The sequence below is a fragment of the Dysgonomonas sp. PH5-45 genome, assembly GCF_029893235.1.
GTDB lineage: Bacteria > Bacteroidota > Bacteroidia > Bacteroidales > Dysgonomonadaceae > UBA1309.
The window spans coordinates 79,509-94,784 of record NZ_JARXWE010000001.1 but is presented as its reverse complement, the minus strand read 5'-3'; the positions used below and the strand labels follow the sequence as shown (position 1 = coordinate 94,784).

General features: G+C 41.7%; 14 protein-coding genes and 1 tRNA gene. 6 read left to right on the top strand and 9 right to left on the bottom strand.

What is annotated here, in order from left to right:
- Positions 1-5: 5 nt before the first annotated feature.
- The 5 genes from M2132_RS00395 to lpxA all read left to right on the top strand — a co-directional run bounded on the left by M2132_RS00395 (position 6) and on the right by lpxA (position 5,001).
- Entirely contained in the window at positions 6-1,007 is a 1,002-nt protein-coding gene (locus M2132_RS00395; RefSeq protein WP_280670164.1) for a hypothetical protein, read from the top strand.
- Between the two features lie 65 nt (positions 1,008-1,072).
- Positions 1,073-1,567: a DUF4251 domain-containing protein gene (locus M2132_RS00390; RefSeq protein ID WP_280670162.1), complete on the top strand. Its 495-nt coding sequence runs from the start codon at positions 1,073-1,075 to the stop codon at positions 1,565-1,567.
- A gap of 127 nt (positions 1,568-1,694) precedes the next feature.
- Positions 1,695-2,759, top strand: coding sequence for a UDP-3-O-(3-hydroxymyristoyl)glucosamine N-acyltransferase (gene lpxD / locus M2132_RS00385; RefSeq protein WP_280670374.1), 1,065 nt, complete (start codon positions 1,695-1,697; stop codon positions 2,757-2,759).
- Positions 2,760-2,812: 53 nt separating this feature from the next.
- On the top strand, positions 2,813-4,198 hold the full coding sequence (locus M2132_RS00380; RefSeq protein WP_280670160.1) for a bifunctional UDP-3-O-[3-hydroxymyristoyl] N-acetylglucosamine deacetylase/3-hydroxyacyl-ACP dehydratase: 1,386 nt from the start codon (positions 2,813-2,815) through the stop codon (positions 4,196-4,198).
- 20 nt (positions 4,199-4,218) lie between these two features.
- Positions 4,219-5,001 (top strand): acyl-ACP--UDP-N-acetylglucosamine O-acyltransferase, encoded by a 783-nt coding sequence (lpxA, locus tag M2132_RS00375; RefSeq protein WP_280670158.1) that lies wholly within the window; start codon positions 4,219-4,221, stop codon positions 4,999-5,001.
- A 90-nt stretch (positions 5,002-5,091) separates the two neighbouring features.
- On the opposite strand, the gene M2132_RS00370 is transcribed toward lpxA, so the two are convergent.
- The 4 genes from M2132_RS00370 to M2132_RS00355 all read right to left on the bottom strand — a co-directional run bounded on the left by M2132_RS00370 (position 5,092) and on the right by M2132_RS00355 (position 8,000).
- Positions 5,092-6,057, bottom strand: a complete 966-nt coding sequence (locus tag M2132_RS00370; protein WP_280670156.1) for a hypothetical protein — start codon at positions 6,055-6,057, stop codon at positions 5,092-5,094.
- A gap of 48 nt (positions 6,058-6,105) precedes the next feature.
- Positions 6,106-7,059: a hypothetical protein gene (locus tag M2132_RS00365; protein WP_280670154.1), complete on the bottom strand. Its 954-nt coding sequence runs from the start codon at positions 7,057-7,059 to the stop codon at positions 6,106-6,108.
- A 181-nt stretch (positions 7,060-7,240) separates the two neighbouring features.
- Complete coding sequence (locus M2132_RS00360; RefSeq protein ID WP_280670152.1) at positions 7,241-7,672, bottom strand: DUF5606 domain-containing protein; 432 nt, start codon at positions 7,670-7,672, stop codon at positions 7,241-7,243.
- A gap of 256 nt (positions 7,673-7,928) precedes the next feature.
- Positions 7,929-8,000: transfer RNA gene (locus tag M2132_RS00355), tRNA-Arg, on the bottom strand.
- A gap of 217 nt (positions 8,001-8,217) precedes the next feature.
- Here M2132_RS00355 and ychF point away from each other — a divergent pair.
- Positions 8,218-9,321 carry a redox-regulated ATPase YchF gene (gene ychF, locus M2132_RS00350; protein ID WP_280670150.1) on the top strand — a complete coding sequence of 368 codons (1,104 nt, stop codon included), beginning with the start codon at positions 8,218-8,220 and terminating at the stop codon, positions 9,319-9,321.
- A gap of 130 nt (positions 9,322-9,451) precedes the next feature.
- Here ychF and M2132_RS00345 read toward each other — a convergent pair whose 3' ends face one another.
- From M2132_RS00345 to M2132_RS00325, 5 genes are all read right to left on the bottom strand, one after another.
- Positions 9,452-10,036 carry a phosphoglycerate mutase family protein gene (locus M2132_RS00345; RefSeq protein WP_280670147.1) on the bottom strand — a complete coding sequence of 195 codons (585 nt, stop codon included), beginning with the start codon at positions 10,034-10,036 and terminating at the stop codon, positions 9,452-9,454.
- A 116-nt stretch (positions 10,037-10,152) separates the two neighbouring features.
- Entirely contained in the window at positions 10,153-11,094 is a 942-nt protein-coding gene (trxB, locus tag M2132_RS00340; RefSeq protein WP_280670145.1) for a thioredoxin-disulfide reductase, read from the bottom strand.
- 93 nt (positions 11,095-11,187) lie between these two features.
- Positions 11,188-11,823: a LolA-like putative outer membrane lipoprotein chaperone gene (locus M2132_RS00335; RefSeq protein ID WP_280670142.1), complete on the bottom strand. Its 636-nt coding sequence runs from the start codon at positions 11,821-11,823 to the stop codon at positions 11,188-11,190.
- A gap of 67 nt (positions 11,824-11,890) precedes the next feature.
- Positions 11,891-12,709, bottom strand: coding sequence for a VanW family protein (locus M2132_RS00330; RefSeq protein ID WP_280670140.1), 819 nt, complete (start codon positions 12,707-12,709; stop codon positions 11,891-11,893).
- Between the two features lie 23 nt (positions 12,710-12,732).
- A complete protein-coding gene (locus M2132_RS00325; protein WP_280670138.1) occupies positions 12,733-15,258 on the bottom strand; it encodes a DNA translocase FtsK in 2,526 nt (841 codons plus the stop codon).
- Positions 15,259-15,276: the final 18 nt, after the last annotated feature.

Here is a 15,276-nt window from a genome sequence, read left to right as displayed (position 1 = left end):
CCGAAGTGCTAAAATCGTACAAAAAATATATATCAGAAGGCAGATTGGTTGTTACTTGGGCAACCATACTTGCTTTCGTTATGCGCTTTGCGAGTTGCTTCTCATCGCGTTTCCCGACAGTGAAATACGATGGCGGGTATTTATGGAACCCCATTGAACCTATCATAACTTCGTCGGGGCTTTTGTCGTTTGTGCTAAGTTTTGCCTGTGCTTTCGGCATTTCGTTCTTCTTGTTGCACATAAACACAAAACATGCCCTGATAAGAACCCGCACTTCCCTACCCTTTGCTTTTTCAATATTATTGCTTAGTTCCGACTCCGCGTTTGCTTTATTTACGCCCCAATACCTCGCAATATTTTTCTTCTTGCTTACTCTCGACAAGTTACTGGATGCTTATCAGAACCCTATTTCAGCAAGGCATTCGCTATATATGGGGTTTTATCTGGCTTTAGGCAGTTTGTTTACTCCCGATGTTCTGATGTTCTTGCCCCTGTTCTGGGTTGGGTTGCTTCTGATGCGCTCGTTCCGCTTCAAAGCCATCCTCTCATCTTTGTTAGGTATAGGGTTAGTTTACTGGATTGTGATATTCTATTTTGTATACACAAACAACATAGACGCGTTTTATGCCCCTTTCGTTAAATGGACCGAAATAGACTTCTCCAATCTTATATCCCTGTACGGAAACTTGTTCTATTATATGTATTTGGGCTTTGCCATCATTACATCTACTATTATTCTGGCATACAACTATATGAACAATTTTAAGGACAAGATAAGGATAAGAGCCTGTATCTCGTTCTTCAATATTCTGCTCATTACTTCCGGAATACTTTATTTGTTTTTACCCATAAATCAGGTGCTTACCAAAATGATATTTCTGCTGTCTTTATCGATGATTGCCGCGCACTTTTTTGCTCTTACCCAAAAGCGATGGCAGATATATTTCTTTTATACGGTAGTCATTATATTTTTAATTTTTTGCGGATTTTTCCATTTCGTATATTGATAGTTAAATAAAATTCACTATTTTTATCTGATTATGAAATAATCTACTTAAAAAAACAACCCGCTATGAAAAAGTTATTATCTATTTGCCTTGTTTTTACTGCTATTTGTTTAGGTAACATATCGGCCGAAAATTTTAACGTAACAACTTCCGACACAGAAAACGAGCTCGACTCGGTAACCTACCTGCTAAAAGTTACAACTGCTTTCCCTATGGGCGAACGGGCGGTTGATGTAGCAAAAAGCGGCTATACCTTCAAAATATCAAAACAACAACTCTATGCCGATTTGCCTTATTTGGGAAAATCGAATAAAGCCCCGATAGGAGCTTCCAGTACAGGAATCAATGTTAAAACAAAGAAATTTTCCTTTCAATCGGAAGATGTCAGAAAGAATAAAAGGGTTATCACAGTTAAAACCCGTTCGGGACATCAAACCACGTTTACTTTAGAGTTCGACCCACAGAAAATCGGATTCGGAAACTTAAAAGTAGTAGACGCAGCCCGGTTACCAATCACTTTTCACGGAACTTTAGAAGTTGAAAAAACATTCGGAAAATAAGCAATAATGCATTATTAACACCATCTGCAAAATATTTTAGGACTAAAAAGTCTATATTTGGAAAATTATTTATTATTTCGCAGTTTTATAGCTAAAATAAAAGCACTTTTTTATAGAAAACATGCATATATCATTCTCTGCACAACAAATTGCCAGCGTTCTTAATGGTACAATAGAAGGCGATCCGAATGTTGAAGTCAGTAGTTTCTCTAAAATAGAAGAAGGGAAAACAGGTACTTTAAGTTTTCTGGCTAACCCTAAATATACGCATCACCTTTATTCGACAGAAGCCAGCATTGTTTTGGTAAATTCTGATTTTGTTTGCGAACATCCCGTAAAAACAACCCTCATAAGAGTTGCTAATGCCTATGCTGCATTAGCTATTTTACTTGATATGGTCGAAAAAAGCAAGCCTCAAAAGACCGGGATAGAGCCAATGTCGTATATAGCCGATTCTGCACAAGCAGGCAAAAACTTCTATTTGGGTTCGTTTGCCTATGTGGCTGATAATGCGAAGATTGCAGATAATGTAAAAATATACCCTCAGGCATATGTTGGTGAGGGAGTCGAAATCGGAGAGAATACAATTGTATATCCGGGAGCCAAGATATATTATGGTTGCAAAATCGGGAAAAATTGCATAATCCACGCCGGAGCCGTTATCGGCGCCGATGGTTTCGGGTTTGCAAAGGAAGACGATGGCACTTACAAGAAGATTCCCCAAATGGGTGCTGTTATTATCGAAGACGATGTTGAGATTGGAGCAAACACCACGATAGACCGTGCCGTTATGGATGCCACTATCGTGCACCGTGGGGTTAAGCTCGACAATTTGATTCAGATAGCCCACAATGTTGAAGTTGGCCAGAATACAGTCATGGCCTCGCAAGCCGGTATATCGGGTTCCACAAAAATAGGGCAGAACTGTGTAATTGGCGGGCAGGTAGGCTTGGGCGGACATATCACTGTTGGAGACGACAGCGGTATCGGTGCTCAATCGGGAATTATCAGCAACGTCAAACCCGGGTCAAAGATACAAGGCGCTCCGGCCATTCCTGTAAAAGATTACTTCAGAAGTAGCATTATCTTTGCAAAATTGCCGGATATGTATAAACAGCTAAACGATTTGACAAAAGAACTTGAACGATTAAAGAGCCTTAATATTCATGCTGTTAAGGAAGGAGAAGAATAATATTTATTACTCCAACGAATACAACAATCAAAGTATATATACTAAACTTATAGATGGAAAAACAAAAAACGATTAAAGAAAGCTTCACTCTCGAAGGCAAAGGCCTTCATACAGGTTTATTCCTGAAAGTAACCTTTAATCCCGCTCCCGAAAACCACGGATATAAAATAAGACGAACAGACCTTGAAGGACAACCCATCATAGATGCCCTTGCCGAGAATGTGGGCGCAACACAGAGAGGCACTGTTCTCATAAAAAATGATATACAGATAAGTACAGTAGAGCACGCTATGGCTGCCCTGTATGCTTTGGAGGTTGACAACTGCCTGATAGATGTTGACGGCCCCGAATTCCCTATCTTAGATGGCAGTTCCATAAAGTATGTCGAAGAAATAAACCGTGTTGGGCTGGAAGAGCAATCGGCCGACCGCGACTACTTTGTAGTGCGCCGCAAAATACAGGTTATGGACGAAGAAACCGGTTCTAAACTTATACTTCTTCCAGACGATCACTTTTGTGTAAACTCGTTCATCGAATTCGAATCGAAATATATTCCCAACCAATCGGCAAGCCTCGATAATATTCAGGATTTCGAAAAGGAAATAGCAAGTTGCCGTACTTTTGTTTTTGTCAGGGAAATTCAGAAGCTTCTCGAAGCCGGCCTCATCAAAGGAGGAGACTTAGACAATGCGATTGTTATTTACGAAAAACAAATCGATCAGGAGTCTCTCAACAAGCTTGCCGATTTGCTTGGCGTACCTCATAAGGATGCCTCCGAACTTGGCTATCTCAACAACAAATCCATCCTTTTCCCTAACGAACCCGCACGCCACAAATTGCTCGACATAATAGGCGATATGGCTCTGATAGGCAAACCGATAAAAGGCCGTGTTATAGCGACCCGTCCGGGGCATAATATCAATAACAAACTGGCGCGTGTTATTCGTAAGCAAATAAAACAGAACGACGTTCAACCGCCTATATACGATGTCAATGAGCCTGCGGTTTTTGATATAAACCAGATAAGGAATATGCTTCCTCACCGTTATCCGTTTTTGATGGTCGACAAAATCATCGAAATAGGTCAGAAACACATCGTGGGAGTTAAAAATATAACAACAAACGAGCCGTTTTTTGAAGGACACTTCCCTCAGGAACCCGTAATGCCGGGCGTTCTGCAAGTAGAAGCCATGGCTCAGGTAGGGGGCATTTTAGTCCTATCCGGACTGGAAGAAGCCGACCGCTACTCTACCTACTTCCTTAAAATAGATAACGTTAAATTCAGACAAAAGGTAGTTCCGGGCGACACACTGATATTCAGGCTCGACCTTCTGACAGAAATCCGCCGGGGTATAGCCAACATGAAAGGCTACGCTTTTGTGGGAGAAAAAGTTGTTTCGGAAGCCGAATTTACCGCACAGATAATCAAAAATAAATAAAATTAAACCACTCATATCTTATGTCTAACATATCCAATCTTGCATATATTCATCCGGATGCTATCATTGGCAACGATGTTACCATTGAGCCTTTTGCATACGTAGAAAACAATGTGGAAATTGGAGATGGCACTCGTATCATGTCTAATGCCAACATCCGATACGGATCGCGCATAGGTAAAAATTGTGTCATATTTCCGAGCGCCGTAATAGGAGCCATTCCTCAGGATTTAAAATTCAGAGGCGAAGAAACGCTTGCCATCATAGGCGATAATACAACCATTCGCGAATGCTGTACCGTAAACCGGGGAACGGCAGCAAAAGGCAAAACCGTGGTAGGCGATAATTGCCTACTTATGGCATGCAGCCATGTTGCTCACGACTGTATTCTGAAAAACCGCATCATAATTGGTAATGCAACCCAGCTTGCCGGCGAAGTTGAAATATTTGACAACGCGATTTTGAGCGGAGGGGTGCTTGTTCATCAGTTTACACGTATCGGCGAACACGTTATGATACAAGGAGGCACAAGGCTGGGGAAAGATATACCTCCCTTTGTTATTGCCGGACGCGAGCCTGTAACCTATTCGGGCATCAACTTGGTAGGCCTGCGCCGTTCGGGTTTCACAAACGAACAGATAAACCAGATTCAGGAGATATACCGTGTCATTTACCAATCAGGCTTGAATTTTAGTGACGCAGTAAAAAAAATAGAACAAGACTTTGAACGCACTCCAGAAATGGATTTAGTTGTAAGATTCATCAAAGAATCGCCAAGAGGCATTGTGAGAGGATATCTATAAATAATATTTCCCGTTCAACTTTTCTAAAAAAATATAAAGCCTGCTTTCTTGATTGATAGCAGGCTTTCGGTTTTTATTCTGGATAATACACTATTCGTTAGCTTCGGGATACTCCGCAGCCTGCTTCATTGTCCATTCCAGTTTTTTCCGCTGAAACTTCCGTGTTGGCATACCGATAGCTAAACGCCGCTTGTCAAGGTTCTCAATATCTATGATTTGGTCATCAATACTTTCGTATGCAGCATAATAACTTTTTGGATTTTCACTCATCATAGTCTCTCTATCTACAATTATTGCATATACAAAAGGTGAACATTTTCCTTCTCTTACATTTCTTAGAAATAAACCCTTAATGTTCTCTTTATCAGAAATATGAAGAAAAAGTGCAGGTAGTCCACTGCATTTCTCTAAATTTTTATATCCATATAATGCCAGATTAGGGAAACTATGATCTTTTATTATCTCTAATATTCGTTTCGCATTATGTATATCCACATTCTGTAACTCTATAAATATTTCATCTTTTATTATTTCCGAATCGTTATTATTTTTCAATTTAGAAATAACCTCATTTCTGATTCTAACATCATTAGAAAGCATTTGGACTATTTCATTTGTAAGTTTATTTCGTTCGGGCGAATAATAAGCGTCTAATTTTTGGTTCAAAGCAAGTAGTAACGAATCTGTATTAATATGTTCCTGCAACGATGCAAAATACGTAGCATTTTTATTCCAAAAAGTACTTGGGTCCCTACCATATTCCGACACTAAAATGTTCATATAATGTATAGCATTATCGTATTGTCCAAACTTTAATAAAAGGTCTGTATAACGACTCATTTCATAATAGAAATTCTGTTCTATTAAAGGCGTAACTTTCTCTGCCTGTTGGTATTTGCCGAAGGCAAGTTCTTCATCTCCATCTAATAAAGCTTCGTCAGCCTCATATATCAATTGATAGTAACCACTTGTTATATAATCAACTCTATCGTCAGAGAATGCCTTTTCCACCCAAAAAACATTAATCCAAAGAAAAATAAATACTATTCTTTTCATATTATTTCGATTTATCATAAGTGTGAAGCTACTCACCAGTAGATTGTTCTATTTGTTTTTCATCAATACTTTTACCTTGTTCTCCATAGCTCGTGTTGGCATACCGATAGCCAAGCGCCGCTTGTCGAGATTTTCGATATCTACGATGTCTTCGTCTTTTGTTCCCTCGTATGTAGCATATATACTGTAACGTTTTGTTAGGGCAGAGTCAACTATATAAGTATTGTAGTCTCTTATCACTCCCAACCGCTGTGGCGATAACTTCCCCTCTTCTACGGCAGCCAGCAGAAGCGAATCTATATCCACCTTTTTCGATATATGATGAAATATTATTTCCGCATTATGAACAGTTTCTCTTAAATTCCAAATTCCTAATAATTTAGCATCAGGAAATCCATATTCTTCTATTATCTCTAATATACGTTTTGCATTATATTCATCTATACGACTCATTTCTTGAATTCTATCCATGAACTCCCCTGAGGTCTCTTTTTCCCACTCATTTTCTGTTTTTCTTATCCTTTGGTCATTATAATACATCTCGTTGATTTCGTTAACCAAAGCCATCCTTTCGGGCGTATAAAAGGCTTGATACCTTGCATAAAGTGCAGCTTCCGAAACGTCAATATTCGATTTATGAATAAAATTCTGTACTAACGAATCTCCAGAAAGCAAAAATTCTGGAATATCTCCATATTCATCTATCATTTTGTTTACATAGAAAAGAGCTTTGTCGTAATATCCCCGTTTAACAAGTAAATCTACGTACTTATTCATTTCAAAATAATGGCTTTGATGTAGTAAGGGCATAACATTTTCGGCTTCTTGGTATTTACTGAAAGCGAGATCTTCGTTTGCCTCCCATAAAGCTGAATCGGCCTGATAAATAAACTGATAATAACCAGATGTGATGTAATTAGGTTTTTCTTGAGCCGATAATGTACTCCCCGTAAACAAACAAATTGTAATGAATAGTAATTTTTTAAAGCTAAAATATATCATATCGCTGTAACAATTATACACATAAAACAAAACTATAAAAATATTACGATAACCTCTCCTTTTTCCGAATCAATATCTTTCTGCCACGGCTATATACAAAAATCCCCCGAAAGTTTTTGTTCAACTTTCAAGGGGGATCCTTACTCTTCAACCTCTGTAAAAGAGGGTTATATATTTGCTATTATTCAGTGGCAGGAGCTTCTCCCTCTTCATCCACCGATTCGTCTTCCGCTTCAAAATCTATTTCCGCTTCTATAAGTAGGTTATACCAACCAATCAGTTTCTTTATGTCGCTACTATAAATACGGTCGCCGTCAAAATCGGGTAGCACTTCTGCCAAGAATGCTTTCAGTTCTTCCGGTTTAGCTGTTGGCAAAACGGAAGCTTTTGCTCCGTTTTCCTTTTTCTTGATAGACGACAACACATTCTTCAGCGGCTCCTCGCCTTGTTGTGTGTACATCGCTATATCGCCCAACGAAACCACTTTATCGCGGGCATGAATCGGAAATCTTTTCTTTTCAATCAACGATTCGACAATTATCATGTTTTTTGCGCTGGATACCAATTTGTATAAACCGGGCTTGCCCGAAACTGATAAGATAGTTTTCAACATAATCTTTTTCTGTTTTTGTTAGGGTTTAGTTCTAAATATCGGTTACATCATTTTTTAACAGTCAGCAAAAATAATGCGATTTGCGTGAAAACAAATATATTTAGTCATAAAAAAACTAATTACCATTACAAAAAAAACAGTATATTATTTTATAGCCTTTCAATCAGAAAGTTATATGCCGCCAAATATTTTATGTTTTATAATGCTGTTCTGCAAGATATAATCAAAAGGGGGGGGAGGTTTTCTTGAAAGAGTGTAGCGCGGCCGGGAATCGAACCCGAATCTAAAGTTTAGGAAACTTCTATTCTATCCATTGAACTACCACGCCGCCTTTTTAGGATATGCAAAAATAATAGATTTTACCATAAACCCAACACTCTGTCGCTTCTAAAAACAGCTTTTTTCTGAAATAATATTCCCCCGCTTTGTCCTATACTGTTATTATACAGAATTTTTGTAAATAAGAGAATGCTTTCTGTGGTCTGCAAAAATGATTATCTTTGCAGCCTGAAAAATTGTGTATATAAAAAACTTAAACTCGTATAATGGCACTACAATGTGGTATAGTAGGTTTACCGAATGTTGGTAAATCGACCCTTTTCAACTGCTTGTCGAACGCAAAAGCGCAATCGGCAAACTTCCCTTTCTGTACAATAGAACCTAACGTGGGTGTAATAACCGTTCCCGACGAACGGCTGAATAAACTTGCCGAACTGGTAAATCCACAACGAATAGTACCTACAACGGTAGAGATTGTTGATATTGCCGGATTGGTGAAAGGAGCAAGCAAGGGTGAGGGCTTAGGCAATAAATTTCTTGCCAACATCCGCGAAACGGACGCTATATTGCACGTATTGCGCTGTTTTGACGACGACAACATAACTCATGTTGACGGCAGTGTGAACCCTGTTCGCGACAAGGAAATTATCGACATAGAACTTCAACTAAAAGACTTGGAAACAGTTATAGCACGCATTCAGAAAGTTGAAAAACAGGCTAAAACGGGAGGCGATAAGGATGCCAAACGGGCTTACGATGTTTTAGTGCAGTTCCGTGACGCTCTGGAACAAGGAAAATCGGCTCGCACAGTAACATTCGACAGCAAGGAAGACCAAAAGATTGCCCGTGAGTTGTATTTGCTCACTTACAAGCCTGTACTGTACGTCTGTAATGTAGACGAGGCAAGCGCCGTTAGCGGTAACAAATATGTAGAGCAGGTACGCGAATCGATAAAAGACGAACAAGCCGAAATACTTATCGTAGCTGCAAAGATTGAATCTGAAATTGCCGAGTTCGAAACTTACGAAGAACGGCAGATGTTCCTATCCGAAATCGGTCTCGAAGAATCGGGGGTAGCACGCCTCATCAAAGCCGCTTACAAGCTTCTGGGATTGCTCACTTATTTCACCTGCGGAGTACAGGAAGTACGTGCATGGACGTTTCCCGAAGGGTCGAAAGCCCCACAATGTGCCGGAGTTATCCATACCGATTTTGAAAAAGGCTTTATCCGTGCCGAAGTCATCAAGTACGACGATTTCATTGCTTTAGGCTCGGAAGCAGCTTGTAAAGAAGCCGGAAAAATGAACGTTGAAGGTAAAGACTATATAGCTGCCGACGGCGATATTATGCACTTCCGCTTTAATGTATAAGGGCAACAATATCCCCTCTGAAAAGCTTTGATTAAAATATAAGGGAGTAAGTTTTGCCTGGCAGAAAGGGGCTTACTTATCCGATAATGTATCCCCCGATGATGTAATGTTATCGGGGGAATATTATTAATTAGGGAAGCCAATCCAGACTGTTTGTCAAAGGGTTTGTTTTGCGCCATTGCTCCAATTGGTCGTAGCTTTTTACATTCCCTGAAAACACACCGTGGTATATCTCTATGCCCGGAATTAACATACCTTCCGGTACATCGTACTTGATTTGAAGAATCGTCCGGCGAATTTCCGGGGTGAGCAATTTGGTTATAGCTTCGGTTACCCCCTCAACCGTACCGTCATATTTAGAGCCTTTACGGATATGAATCATGTCGAACTTCCAGATATTACCATCCGCATCCTTGTAAGTGGCATGCCATTCTATACATTCTTCCTCGGTATCGATCAGGTTTCCGTAATGGATTTCAGCCAGTGGTAGTCGCTGGGCTAACTCTTGCATCACCGAGAAGCTTTCGCCTACATCCAGTTTGTCGGTATAGATGTGCATATCTATATCCCTGTTTTTCATTAATAACCCAGATTTGAGCGATCCAACCAGATGAACGCTTGCTCCAATCTTTTCCCATGTCTCAAAAATACGGGCATCGTCCAGTATTTTCCATGCTGCCTGTTGATTTTGCTGTGCGAGTTCAAGAATATCCATGTTTGTATTTTTTAAAAAAGCTTGCAAAGATACAAAAAAATAGTACTTTTCCTAAAAATACAGAACGGGCTGCTTCACAACAAAGCAGCCCGTTATCATATTCAATAATATTACTATTATAAGCCTTTTTCCGAAAGGTATCTTTCTACCTCGATGGCAGCTTGGCAACCTGTTCCGGCAGCAGTGATAGCCTGACGGTAGTGAGGGTCGGCAACATCACCGGCGGCAAATACACCTTCTATCTTCGTTTTGGGTGTGCCGGGTATGGTTTTGATATAGCCCGTTTCGTCAAGATCCAACTGTCCTTTAAATATATCAGTATTGGGCTTATGACCAATGGCAAGGAAGAACCCGTCGATAGCGATATCGAATTTTTCTTCGTCGGCTTCGCCCATGCGGCGTACTACGTGAGCACCTTCCACTCCGTTTTCGCCAAACAGACCTACGGTGTTACACTCGAACAACACTTCTATTTTTTCGTTCTTGAAAACACGGTCTTGCATTACCTTCGAGGCACGCAAAAACGGTTTACGTACAATCAGATATACCTTGCTGGCCAATCCCGCCAAGTAGATAGCTTCTTCGCAAGCGGTATCGCCACCGCCCACAACGGCAACTTGTTTTTTGCGATAGAAAAAACCGTCGCATGTGGCACAGGCCGAAACGCCTTGTCCGGCATATTTAGTTTCATCGGGCAATCCCAGATATTTTGCGCTTGCTCCTGTCGAGATAATAACCGTATCGGCCTCGATAAGTTTCTCGCCATCAATCGTTATTTTTTTAGGAGAAGACAGCAAATCGACAGCCGTAACTATTCCCGCACGTACATTCGCACCAAAACGCAAGGCTTGTTTTTTCAAGTCTTCCATCAGCTCCGTTCCGGTAGTACCTTCCGGATATCCGGGAAAGTTTTCTATCTCGGTAGTTATCGTTAACTGCCCGCCGGGCTGGATTCCTTCGTACAGAACAGGATCGAGGTTTGCTCTCGATGTATAAATTGCAGAGGTGAACCCTGCCGGGCCCGAACCAATGATAAGACATCTTACTTTTTCGCTCATATATGTATATTTTTTCTTTCTATATAAGTTTTTGCTATACTCTGTACAAAGGTATAGATAAGGGTTATGCAAAGCAAAAGGTATTGACTTAACTTATCTTAAATCGATGACCTCGATATTTGGATTTGCTTTCCTGTCGAATCGGAAAGTAGCATCCGAGTAGTTGCCTCCGGTTTTGTATTTGTTCACCAGCAGATGGGTTTTATTTCCATCGGTATTGTAAATGATGATAGATGTTATCTGATAAGTTTGTTTATTTATCTTCAAAAGGAATTTACTTACATCACTACCGCTTTTCTGAGGAACCATCTCCACCTGAAGAACGGCTTTACCTCGGTCTTTGGCTTCGCCTTTGTAGGTAAGGTTGAAGCCCGTTTTATAGAGATTGAGCAAAACCGTGGGGCTGATGCTTGCCAACTCCTCACGCGTGGGGTTGCTTACGTTTACCTCGCCACTGCCTTTTTGGTGTACCCATTGGGTTTTTCCGTCGAACCAGGTGATACCGTCGGGTACTTCTATGCGGAACTTATTGCCTTTTATGAAGGCTGTACCATCTTGGCTGTATGTTTTCTTTTCGCGTACAAACTCATTGTTGAGGGTAAAACTCACGCTCACACCTCCTGCTTTCGAAAATTCGGACGAAGCTTTATCCAAAATAGCTTTTGCGTTTTGGCCATTGGCGCAAACAGACAAAAAAACGATGAATAACGATAAAAATTTAAGTTTCATGATTCTTCTTTTGGTTTTGATTCTTTTGGTTGCTCTCTCAATTGAGACAAGCTAAATGCAAAAAGGTTTATTTCCTCAGCAGTGGATTATACATCATTATTGCATGATTTTCGGTAACAAGGTCTTCGCCCAGTACTTCGCCTTGGAGGTTTAACCTGCGTTTCCATATTTTATTGTGCCGTGTGTACCCGCCCCACCATTGTTGCTGAATCTGGTGATCGGTTTCGAATACTTCGAAACGGGATGTAGCCTCCGTATCAGAGAACAGTTCACCGTTCAGGTATTCTTTGTCCAGCCACAAATTGAGGCGGAACGATTGCCGTGTATTGTTGGTCAGTTGCAAATCTACATAATTGTACGATAAAGTGGCTCCGCAAGCAAAAGGAATTTTACGGTTAACGTCGGGAAAGACATCAAAACTGTGCCGCCAACGCTCGGTAACATCAAGTGGAGAGTGTAGTGCCATCCAATAAATGAGATTGCCCAACTGGCACAGTCCGCCACCTGTTCCGCGCAGTGTTTGTCCGTTGTGCAGAATCAGCCCTTCGAGGTAGCCCTTCCCTTTTGTGGGACGCCCCACCAGTTTCCAGATAGAAAATTTTTGCCCCGGTTTTATCACCACCCCATTTATTTTCGATATAGCTAACCGCAGATTGGTTATCTTATTGTGTTGCAAAACCATGTCTATATCTTTCAGCGGGCGCAACAGCATCGACCTGTGTTTTATGAGGGAATATGTGCATCCGCAGTTGCGAGGCTCTACTTTTGCGTACCGGGCGGCTTCTTTCAGCCAACGCATACGCCGTTTCATGATAAAGTATTCTTTACCCAGATACGACCGCATTGTTCCCCTGTGTTCGGGTTTTGTCACTGTTTTGAAGTCCATGTTAATGTTGTGTAAAAAGTAGGCTATCTCATTTGACTGAGCTTTTGCTCCAAGCTATATTCGTCCATGATAAGCACATCGCGGGGCTTACTCCCCTGAGTGCCTCCCACAATTCCGGCGGCTTCAAGTTGATCCATCAAGCGTCCGGCACGGTTGTATCCTATCGAGAATTTGCGTTGAATGAGCGATGTAGACCCTTGCTGATGCACCACAATAAGGCGTGCCGCTTCCTCAAAAAGAGGGTCACGGTCGTTCAGGTCTACCGACTCCATTTTGCCGTCACCACCGCCTTCGCCAATAAATTCAGGCAGTTCAAAAGCATGCGAGTAGCCACGCTGATTACCAATAAATTGGGCAATGCCCTCTACCTCGGGCGTATCTACAAATGCGCACTGGATACGCACCAAGTCGCTGCCTTGCGAAAAGAGCATATCGCCCCGCCCTATCAACTGATTTGCCCCCGACATATCCAAAATGGTGCGTGAATCTATCTGCGATGTTACACGGAAAGCCATACGAGCCGGGAAATTCGCCTTGATGGTTCCGGTAATGATATTCGTAGTTGGGCGTTGTGTGGCTATAATCATGTGCATACCCACGGCACGGGCTTTCTGGGCGATGCGGGCTATGGGCATCTCTATTTCTTTTCCGGCAGTCATTATCAAGTCGCCAAACTCGTCTATGATAACCACGATGTAAGGAAGAAAACGATGTCCTTTCAGTGGGTTAAGCTTACGTTTCTTGAACTTTTCGTTATACTCTTTAATGGTACGCACGCTGGCTGTCATGAGCAGTTCGTAGCGGTCGTCCATTTCCTTTGTGAGCGAATTGAGGGTTTGCGTAACCTTGGTTACATCGGTAATGATGGCCTTTTCGGCATCGGGCAGTTTTGCCAGATAGTGTTTTTCGATGGTAGAATAGATATTGAACTCCACCATTTTGGGGTCTACCAGCACCATCTTCATTTCGGCAGGGTGCTTTTTGTAGAGCAGCGATGTTATGATGGCGTTCAGCCCCACAGATTTACCTTGCCCCGTTGCCCCCGCAACAAGCAAGTGAGGCATCTTGCAGAGGTCGAACATGAATATCTCGTTCGTAATGGTCTTTCCCAGAGCCACAGGGAGGTCGTACGTACATTCCTGGAATCGCTTCGAGGCAATGACCGATTGCATCGAAACTATCTGTGGTTCTTTGTTTGGTACTTCTATCCCGATAGTCCCTTTTCCGGGCATCGGAGCAATGATACGGATACCGAGAGCCGAAAGGCTAAGGGCGATATCATCTTCCAGATTCCGTATTTTAGAAATGCGGACACCTGCCTGCGGAACAATCTCGTAGAGGGTGATTGTAGGGCCTACGGTTGCCTTTATGGAGGTTATTTCAATACCATAATTCCGCAGTGTATTTATAATCTTTTCTTTATTGGCACGCTGTTCTTCCATATCCACGCCTTTGCCGCCGGTATCGTAAACTTTCAGGAGGTCTAACGATGGAGTTTGATAAGACGAAAGGTCTAACGTGGGGTCGTATTCTCCCAGTTCATCAAGGTCATTCTCGTCTATCGCGTCGTGGGCAGACGTCGTGGGCGGTGTATTCTGATTTTGCGGCACTTCAACGGTTTCTTCCGCATGGGGTATCACCACTTCAAAATCGTCGGCCGTACTGACAGGCTGATACTGTTTGTCGGCAGGTTGATGGAAGGGTTGATATATTTCTTCTTCCGCCGCAAAGCTATCGCTTTGCGGTGCTTCGTTTTCGTTATTCGTTTCTTCATTTTTTGGCGTGCCTTTTATCAAGGCAAGTATACGGCCAAAGAGGCTCTCTTTTTTTGCTTCCTCCGGTGTTTCTTCGTCTTCGGCAAGAGTTACCTCGAATTCATCGTCCAGGAAATCGCCGCTTTCGTCTTTCTTCTTCCTGCGCAAAGGATTTTGAAACAATTCGCGGAAAAACGCTACCGAAGCGTTTTTTGTGATGACTATAAAAATCACCAGCAGCAAAACTATTACCATCACCATTCCCGGTATGCCCAGAGCATTTTCGAGTGTCTGCTCAATAATAAGCCCATGACTGCCACCCCAAGTAATATGGGTATCGGGGAATAATTTTGTCAGGATGAACGAACTGGTTATTGACCCCCATATTATGGCAAACGAACAGAGCAGAAACGATTTTATGACAGAAATCGATTTCACCCGCATCATCTTCAGCCCCACAAGGGTAATAAAAACAGGTATAATGAGGGCAAATATGCCTACGTACTTATTGATGAGGCGTTCGGCAATGAAAGCCCCACCTACTCCCGTCCAGTTTTCTATTATCTGTTTGTGAGAAATCAGGTCGAAAAAGGTTTTGTTCACAACCTTACTTTGGTCGGCAGCACCCGTAAAAAAGAACGAAACCATCCCCAAAAGCATATAAACAGCAATGAAAACAATGCTTATCCCTATCAGGAAATGAGCCCGCTCGCTCCTGAAGGCATTTACGAATGCCGTAAGCTTGTTTTCGTCTTTGGGAGTTTTTTTCTTGGTTTGTACCTTCTTTTTAGCCATTTACCCGTATTACGTTGA

Coding starts and splice junctions, on each gene's coding strand:
- M2132_RS00390 (WP_280670162.1), top strand. CDS start 1,073: ATGAAAAAGTTATTATCTATTTGCCTTGTTTTTACTGCTATTTGTTTA.
- M2132_RS00380 (WP_280670160.1), top strand. CDS start 2,813: ATGGAAAAACAAAAAACGATTAAAGAAAGCTTCACTCTCGAAGGCAAA.
- lpxA (WP_280670158.1), top strand. CDS start 4,219: ATGTCTAACATATCCAATCTTGCATATATTCATCCGGATGCTATCATT.
- M2132_RS00370 (WP_280670156.1), bottom strand. CDS start 6,057: ATGAAAAGAATAGTATTTATTTTTCTTTGGATTAATGTTTTTTGGGTG.
- M2132_RS00365 (WP_280670154.1), bottom strand. CDS start 7,059: ATGATATATTTTAGCTTTAAAAAATTACTATTCATTACAATTTGTTTG.
- M2132_RS00360 (WP_280670152.1), bottom strand. CDS start 7,672: ATGTTGAAAACTATCTTATCAGTTTCGGGCAAGCCCGGTTTATACAAA.
- ychF (WP_280670150.1), top strand. CDS start 8,218: ATGGCACTACAATGTGGTATAGTAGGTTTACCGAATGTTGGTAAATCG.
- M2132_RS00345 (WP_280670147.1), bottom strand. CDS start 10,036: ATGGATATTCTTGAACTCGCACAGCAAAATCAACAGGCAGCATGGAAA.
- trxB (WP_280670145.1), bottom strand. CDS start 11,094: ATGAGCGAAAAAGTAAGATGTCTTATCATTGGTTCGGGCCCGGCAGGG.
- M2132_RS00335 (WP_280670142.1), bottom strand. CDS start 11,823: ATGAAACTTAAATTTTTATCGTTATTCATCGTTTTTTTGTCTGTTTGC.
- M2132_RS00330 (WP_280670140.1), bottom strand. CDS start 12,709: ATGGACTTCAAAACAGTGACAAAACCCGAACACAGGGGAACAATGCGG.
- M2132_RS00325 (WP_280670138.1), bottom strand. CDS start 15,258: ATGGCTAAAAAGAAGGTACAAACCAAGAAAAAAACTCCCAAAGACGAA.